Below are 8002 nucleotides of genomic sequence, written 5' to 3' on the forward strand. Positions count from 1 at the left end.
ATTGAACGCTAAAATTGCGAACATCAGCCGATTTGATCGTAAACATTATTTCTACCCAGACCTTCCAAAGGGATACCAGACAACACAGATGTACCAGCCGATTATCCTAGCGGGCTATATCGACGCTCCGCTTGAAGACGGCAGTTCGGTTCGTGTCAAAATTCACCATGCTCACATGGAAGAAGACGCAGGAAAACTGACTCATAACGGCGACCACAGTCTTGTCGATCTTAACCGAGCAGGGACACCTTTAATTGAAATCGTTAGCGAGCCCGACATTCACTCTGCGGCCGAGGCAAAAGCATATGCAATAGAATTGTATCGTCTAATGACATACGCAGGTGTCACGCACGGTGATTTATATCATGGAAACATGCGCTTTGATGTCAACCTCTCAATTGCGCTAAAGGGTGCGACTGAACTTGGTACACGAGCAGAAGTTAAGAACCTCAACTCGTTTAGAAGCGTTGAAAAGGCCGCGGAATACGAATTTAAACGCCAAGTAGAGCGCCTAGAAAACGGCGAGCGTATCGTTCAGGAGACCCGTGGCTGGGATGAAGCCAAGCAAAAGACAAACTCGCAGCGTTCTAAAGAAGATGCCCAAGATTACCGCTATATGCCTGACGCCGATATTCCACCAATTGTCTTAGGTGATGATGAAATTGCTGAAATTCAAGCAACTGTCCCAATGCTACCGCCTGAATATCGAGAGAAATGGGCTTCGCTTGGGCTTGACCGCTCCGTTATCGATTCACTGCTTGCAACTAAAGAATATGCAAAACTCATCACAACTATCCAAGAGCAAGCGAATAACGATGTTGCCAAAAGAGTAGCACATTGGTTTTCTAGCGCTCTAGGCCATCACGATGATGAAGGAGCTAGCGCAGAAGTAAATGAACTGCGCCCAGAAGGTTTTATCGAACTTGCTAATATGGTTGCCGCAAACGAACTGAGTAGTACGGCTGCAAAAGAAGTATTTCTTGAGCTTTTGACGAGTAAAAAAACAGCAAAGGAAATTGCTGAAAGTAAAAACCTTATACAAGTTAGTGACGAATCGGCAATTGCGGCTATCGTTGACGAAGTATTGGCCGATCCGGCAAGTGCCAAAGCTATCGAAGATATTAAAAATGGCAATGACAAAGTCATCGGCTTTTTAGTCGGTCAAGTGATGAAAAAATCTCAAGGCAAGGCCAATCCAGCTCTTGCTCAAAAACTAATACGAGAGAAATTATAGTATGGATTGGCAGCGAACTGAACCTACGAAAATAACAAAAGTTGGCTGGCGGACAATCGTTGCTAAAACATTCACTTTACCAGACGGTAAAAGTGTAGAGTTCGACACTATAAACCGAGAAGATTTTTCAGCAGCTGGAATCATTGCGCTCACCAAAGATAACAAAGTCATTACTGGTCGTCAATTTCGACCCGGACCCGAACAGCTTATGGATGAGATTCCAGGAGGTATAGTTGATCCTGGGGAAAGCCCCGAAACAGCAGCAAAACGTGAAATGCTAGAGGAGACTGGGTACGAAGCCGGCTCACTAAAGTTTCTAGGCGCGTTTCACAGAGACAGTATGACGAATGGCAAATGGTATTATTATCTTGCGACCGATTGTGAACTGGTAAGCACTACACCTGAAAATGGAGAACACGAATTTATTGAAGTTATATTAAAAACAATTCCGAAGTTTATTAATGATGCTAAAAAAGGGTTAATTACAGATCCTTTCGCAGTACTTGCAGCATATGACGACCTTATTGCATTAAATAAAGAGGAGATAAAAGAATGAAATTACCAACAAAAGCTATTATTTGCGCCGCAGGACTAGGAACAAGGTTCTTGCCACAGACCAAGGCTATGCCAAAAGAAATGCTCCCAATTATTGACCGTCCGGTCATCCAGTTAATCGTCGAAGAAGCCGTTGCTGCAGGCGTGACAGACATCATCATCGTAACGGGTAGTACGAAACGTGCTATCGAGGATCATTTTGACCGCAGTGACGAGCTTGAAGCGGAGCTTCGCGAAAAAGGAAAAGATGACAAAGCCGATCAAATTAAAGCGATTTCAGAAATGGCAAACTTTATCTATGTTCGTCAAAAAGGACTGCCTAAAGGTAATGCTCGTCCAGTCTTGAACGCGACTCATCTTATCGATGACGAACCTTTCTTTGTCTTTTTCGCAGATGATTTTTTCCGAAGTGAGATTCCTCGTGCAATTCAGCTACGCGATGCATACGAACGAAATGGCGGCAAGTCAGTTATTTCGCTTATTGAAGTTGATAAAAAAGATGCTGATAAGTACGGAATGGCAGCAATCGGTGACGATCTTGGTGGGAAAACATTCAAGATTACTGAGTTAGTTGAGAAGCCCGGCGAAGCGAATACACCTAGTACTTTCGCCTCTGTCGGAGGCTATCTATTAACGCCTGACATCTTGCCAATTATTGCTGAAGAAAAAGTTGATAAAAATGGCGAAATTACATTGGTGGATAGTATTAACGAGCTTGCACAAAAAGATGCGGTTTATGGACAATTTATTGATGGCGTCTGGCATGATACGGGCGATCAGCTTAAGTACATCAAAGCAGTCGTGGATGTTGCGCTTGAAAGCGACGAATACGGAGTCCAACTTGCTGAATACCTGAAAAACCGTTTATAATAGACCATATAAACATAACCGAAAGGAATTCCCACCATGGAATGGGCTCAAATTCTGGTCATCATCCTGTCGGTATTTCTTGCAATATTTTTACTGCTTGGAATCATACTAATAATTTTACTTATTAAAGTAACGCATCAAATTAAAAAAGTGACAACATCAGCTCAGCATACAGCCGAAAGTATCGAAGATGCCGTGAAGGGTTTTAGTAAGCTGTCTTCGTCTGTGGCAATTGCCAAAATGGTCGCACAATTAGTAAAAAGATTTAAGAAGAAATAAGGGAGTATCGAACCATGTCAAAAGCAAAATTTGCACTAGGAGCACTTATCGGAGCAGCTGCTGGCGTTGTCGCGGGAATACTAACTGCGCCTAAATCGGGTAAAGAGACGCGTGCTGATCTAAAAGAAAAGGCAACAGAGCTTAAAGAAGAAGCTAGCCGTCGTGCGGATGAAGCTAAGGCAAAAGCCGATAAGGCTGTTCATGAAGCAAGAGACAAAGCAGAAGATTACAAAGAACGCGGCGAACGTGCTGCTAAAGGTGCTATCGAAGGTGCAAAAGAAGGCTTTACGGAAAAGAAATAGCGTCGTTTTTCTATGATAAAAAAACTTGCCAAGAAAATTACAAATGATAACGAACGCGGAGCTCGCCACGATTTGATCGAAGAGCTTTTCTATGATCTTCATCGGAGTCGTGCCCAAGTATATAAAATGAACTTTATCCGCGGTATATTTTTTGGCCTAGGGAGCGTCCTGGGTGGAACTATAGTCGTCGGTATTATTATTTGGATTTTAAGCTTATTGGTTGATTGGCCTGGGGTAGGCAACTTCTTTCAGCAGCTACAAGATACGCTAAATCGTTCAACTCGCTAATTTTACTACAGACAAACACTATCCCTTTTCGCTATACTAGAAATAGTTATGGGGGTAGAAACAAAGACCAAGGCTGAGTCCACCACTCAGCTAACATCGTCGGATTATGTGCATTTGCATAACCATACGCATCACAGCCTTTTGGATGGGTTAACAAAGATACCTGATTTAGTGCAACGTGTTAAAGATCTGGGCATGAAATCTATTGCGATAACGGATCACGGTACTATGTCTGGCGCGGTTGAATTTTACAAAGAAGCCAAAGATGGCGGCATTAAACCAATCATTGGCATGGAGGCGTATGTTGCTTCGCGTTCGCGGCATGATCGCGACCCGGCAAAAGACAAGGCCAGATACCATCTTATTCTTCTGGCAATGAACGAGACGGGTTACAAAAACCTTATGCAACTTTCAACCAAAGCCAACCTTGAGGGTATGTACTACAAGCCTCGTATCGACCACGATTTACTCGAAGAATTCGGAGAAGGTCTTATCGTACTTTCGGCGTGTGCTAGTGGCGAGGTCGGTGAAAATCTTCGTAACGATAATTATGAGGAAGCAAAAAGAATTGCCCAGTGGTATAAATCTGTTTTTGGGGATAGGTATTATCTAGAACTCCAAGATCACGGGCATCCCGACGCTCCAGCTAAATGGGATGTTCAAGTCGGTATTAACAAGCATCTTGAGCGGCTTTCCGAGGAACTTGATATTCCCTGCGTCGTAACAAGCGACGGACATTACATAAGTCACGACGACCAAGACGCACACGAGATCTTATTGTGTGTCGGGACAGGCTCGTTTTTAAATGATGAAAAACGCATGAGTTTGAAGGATTTTGAGCTTCACGTGACTGATCCAGCTGAAATTATTGAAAGATGGAACAAGACTAACCCAGAAGCTGTCGCAAATACGCGCCGCATTGCTGACCGTTGTAATGTCGAACTTGAGCTTGGCGGCATCCTGATTCCAAAATTTCCCGTTCCAGAAGGTGAAAGCGAAAAAAGCTTTCTCGATAAACTTGTCTACCGAGGCCTAGCCGTCCGCTATATGGACAAACTGCCTGACGAAGCAGCTACGCTGACAATTGAAGATATACGCCCGACATTGACCGACGAAATTCGCGAACGGCTCGACATGGAGCTGGGCGTCCTTGATAAGATGGGCTATAACGGTTACTTTTTAATCGTGCAGGACTTTATTAACTGGGGTAAATCACAAGGAATTATTTTTGGGCCAGGACGTGGCTCGGCGGCAGGATCAATTATTGCCTATGCGCTGAATATTACTGATCTTAATCCGTTAAAATACGATCTTCTGTTCGAGCGGTTTCTTAACCCCGACCGTATTAGCATGCCTGACATCGATATCGACATTCAGGATACGCGTCGCGATGAAGTAATTGCCTATTGTGCGAATAAATACGGCGAATCTCGCGTCGCGAATATCGTCACCTTCGGTAAGATGGCGGCACGTGCTGCTGTACGCGACGTAGCGCGCGTCCTACAAGTGCCATATGCAGAAGCTGACCGTTTATCTAAAATGATTCCACCTCCCGTTCAGGGACGCCATATACCGCTTAAAGTAAGTATTAAAGAAGATGCCGACTTAAAGCGTGAATACGAAACAAACCCGACTGCCAAGACAGTCTTTGATTACGCTGTTCGTCTAGAAGGAACAATCCGTTCGCACGGCGTTCATGCCGCCGGTGTCGTGATTGCACCTGACGACATTGTTAAATACGCGCCGCTTGAAATGGCGCAAAAGGGCGTTGTCTCGACGCAGTATCCAATGAATCCAGTTGAAGAGCTAGGTCTACTCAAGATGGACTTTTTAGGCCTTTCAAACCTGACGATTATTAATAACGCGCTCAGGATCATTAAAAAAGTATATAAAGATGATATTGATCTGTCTAAAATTCCACTTGATGATGTTAAGACATACGAATTATTTCAACGAGGTGATACTACTGGGGTGTTTCAGCTTGAATCCGCAGGAATGAAGCGGTATTTGCGCGAACTAAAGCCAACGGTATTTGAGGATATCATCGCCATGGTGGCACTATACCGCCCAGGTCCAATGCAGTTTATCGACAGCTTTATTAAACGAAAACATGGCGAAGAGCGTATCACGTACCTACATCCAGGTATGGAAAACTCACTAAAAAGTACGTACGGTATCATGGTCTACCAAGAACAATTCATGCAGATTTCAAAGGAATGGTGTGGATTTACGGGTGGACAAGCTGACACGCTCCGTAAAGCCGTTGGTAAGAAAAAAATTGATCTTATGCGCAAGGTAAAGGTTGAATTCGTTGATGGCGCTATAAAGCATGGCGGATCTGACAAAGCAACGGCTGAGAAGTTTTGGGATCAACTGGAAGAATTTGCAAACTACTGCTTTAACAAGTCGCACGCTGCTTGTTACGGACTTATCTCTTATTGGACGGCGTATCTCAAAGCTCATTATCCTGACGCGTTTATGGCAGCCGTAATGACCAGCGATCAGGATGACATTGACCGCCTTGCCATTGAAATCGGCGAATGCAAACATATGGGAATCCGAGTACTCTCACCAGACGTTAACGAGTCTTTCGTCGAGTTCGCTATTGTGCCTGGACAAAGTGAAATCCGTTTCGGGATGGCGGCTATTAAAGGCGTCGGTGTTGCAGCTGTCGAGGAAATTTTACGTGCCCGTCAGGACGGAAAATTTGCTGGCGTTGAAGATTTTGCCAAGCGCGTCAGTACGTCAAAAGTAAATAAACGAGCATGGGAATCACTTATTAAATCTGGTGGTTTTGATAAAATGGGTGATCGATCCGACCTATTATTCAACCTCGAAACGATTCAAGGATTTGCCAGTAAGCTACAAAAAGAAGCTTTAAGCGGCCAGACGGATCTTTTTGGCAGTATGGGTGATACAGCCAGTTTGCAACCGACAATTACGCTGCAAACAGCCCCTACGAAATACACCGAAAAAGAACGCCTTACCTGGGAGCGCGAACTCCTCGGCTTGTACATTAGTGCGCATCCACTCGATAATTACGACGCCTATTTTGAGGAACAGACCATTCCTTTAATGCAGATGACGCCCGAAGTTGACGGTAAAAAAGCGACTATTGGCGGGCTTGTTTCGACCGTTCGAACTATTGTGACAAAAAGCGGCACAAAAATGGCATTCGTGGGATTAGAAGATAAAACAGCCGAAGGCGAAGTAATAATCTTTCCGAATTTATACGAACAAGTCGGCGCAAAATTAGTCCAGGATGCGGTGATACGCGTGACGGGAAAAATCAGCGCACGCGACCGTGACGGCAATCTGGGGACAGACGCAAAGATGATTGCTGATGAGGTTGTCATTGTGAGCGACGAAGAACTGCGCGGCTATGAATCAACAGGCCGCAAAATGAATGCTCCAAAAGTATCTAACAAAGTAAAAGCCATGCGGGTGAGTGGGGGGACAAGTAAAAAACTGGACTCAGCAGTTACCGAACCCATTGAAAAACCACGTCCTATTATGGATATTCCCCCAATGAAAAAATTATTCGTTCATATCAGAAATCCCGATGATCATGAAGCACTATTAGCGCTAAAGCAAATATGTAGTAGATATCCAGGGGTCAGCGATATTGTCCTTGTGCTCGGCGAAGACAAAAAATCAGCGATCAAGCTGCCATTCAGGGTGGAAAGCAACGAAGCTCTCATGGGAGAACTAGTGATACAGCTTGGCGAAGATTGTGTTGCTTTGAAGTAGCAATATTGACAGAAGCATAACAAGTATGGTATAATATACTTATCCTCGATTGTCGAGGATGGTGTCTAACGGCATCTGAGAGAAAGAGAAGATATGGTCTTCTGGGTGATCGTTATTGCCACCCTTGCTAGCGCAGCCGTTATTGGAACATGGCGCGAGCTACGAGGAAAGACGGGTACGATTCTGCTGTATGGCGGAGCAATACTCCTCCTGTGCAGTACTGTCTATCTGGTTGGAATCCATTTTCTGGGGACGACCAGTCACACCGTCGAGCATTCACTACCTTTTTACGGCGTGAAACTGTCGCAGTACAATCTGGTTTCGGTCGGAATTCTGCTACTAGAGGCCGCGTCGTTCGTCTGTGGTGGCGTGAGCTACCTGTGTCGCACCTTCGTGATGCGCTCGTGATTGCTCGGCAGCCCCGGAAGTCCGAATGGATTTCCGGGGCTCCGGCCCTCTTTCTCTCGATAAGCTCTATAGATGTGTATCTATACTGACGAGCTGGAAACAGCGAAAGCTAATTAAGCCGTAAGGCGTATAGTGCAATTCCCGTAGCGACACTGACGTTAAAGGATTCTTTTTGACCTTCCATTGGAATTTCTATAAGGTCATCACAAGCATGCCGTAATTCATCTGTAATTCCTTCAACTTCTTCACCTAATAAAAGAACGGTTTTCTCGTGCGGACGGTAATCCGGAAGCATGATTGATGAGCCATCTTGTTC

Annotated in this window: 9 protein-coding genes; 8 read left to right on the top strand and 1 reads right to left on the bottom strand. The window is 44.7% G+C overall.

Going from position 1 to position 8002, the window contains the following annotated elements; all coding sequences use genetic code 11:
• From gatB to VK497_00080, 8 genes are all read left to right on the top strand, one after another.
• Positions 1 to 1234 (top strand): Asp-tRNA(Asn)/Glu-tRNA(Gln) amidotransferase subunit GatB (gene gatB, locus VK497_00045; protein ID HMI08775.1); only part of this gene is annotated, 1234 nt, incomplete at its 5' end.
• 1 nt (position 1235) lies between these two features.
• Positions 1236 to 1790, top strand: coding sequence for an NUDIX hydrolase (locus tag VK497_00050; protein HMI08776.1), 555 nt, complete (start codon positions 1236 to 1238; stop codon positions 1788 to 1790).
• Positions 1787 to 2659, top strand: coding sequence for a UTP--glucose-1-phosphate uridylyltransferase (locus tag VK497_00055; GenBank protein ID HMI08777.1), 873 nt, complete (start codon positions 1787 to 1789; stop codon positions 2657 to 2659). Before VK497_00050 ends, VK497_00055 begins: the two co-directional genes overlap by 4 nt.
• A gap of 36 nt (positions 2660 to 2695) precedes the next feature.
• Complete coding sequence (locus VK497_00060; GenBank protein ID HMI08778.1) at positions 2696 to 2938, top strand: hypothetical protein; 243 nt, start codon at positions 2696 to 2698, stop codon at positions 2936 to 2938.
• A 14-nt stretch (positions 2939 to 2952) separates the two neighbouring features.
• A complete protein-coding gene (locus tag VK497_00065) occupies positions 2953 to 3240 on the top strand; it encodes a YtxH domain-containing protein (GenBank protein ID HMI08779.1) in 288 nt (95 codons plus the stop codon).
• Between the two features lie 12 nt (positions 3241 to 3252).
• Complete coding sequence (locus VK497_00070) at positions 3253 to 3528, top strand: DUF5665 domain-containing protein (protein ID HMI08780.1); 276 nt, start codon at positions 3253 to 3255, stop codon at positions 3526 to 3528.
• A gap of 48 nt (positions 3529 to 3576) precedes the next feature.
• Positions 3577 to 7278 (top strand): DNA polymerase III subunit alpha, encoded by a 3702-nt coding sequence (gene dnaE, locus VK497_00075; protein HMI08781.1) that lies wholly within the window; start codon positions 3577 to 3579, stop codon positions 7276 to 7278.
• Positions 7279 to 7371: 93 nt separating this feature from the next.
• A complete protein-coding gene (locus VK497_00080; GenBank protein ID HMI08782.1) occupies positions 7372 to 7686 on the top strand; it encodes a hypothetical protein in 315 nt (104 codons plus the stop codon).
• A gap of 109 nt (positions 7687 to 7795) precedes the next feature.
• Here VK497_00080 and VK497_00085 read toward each other — a convergent pair.
• Positions 7796 to 8002 (bottom strand): TrmH family RNA methyltransferase (locus tag VK497_00085; protein ID HMI08783.1); only part of this gene is annotated, 207 nt, incomplete at its 5' end.

This window comes from Candidatus Saccharimonadales bacterium (genome assembly GCA_035317825.1).
Lineage (GTDB): Bacteria > Patescibacteriota > Saccharimonadia > Saccharimonadales > Saccharimonadaceae > DATHGB01.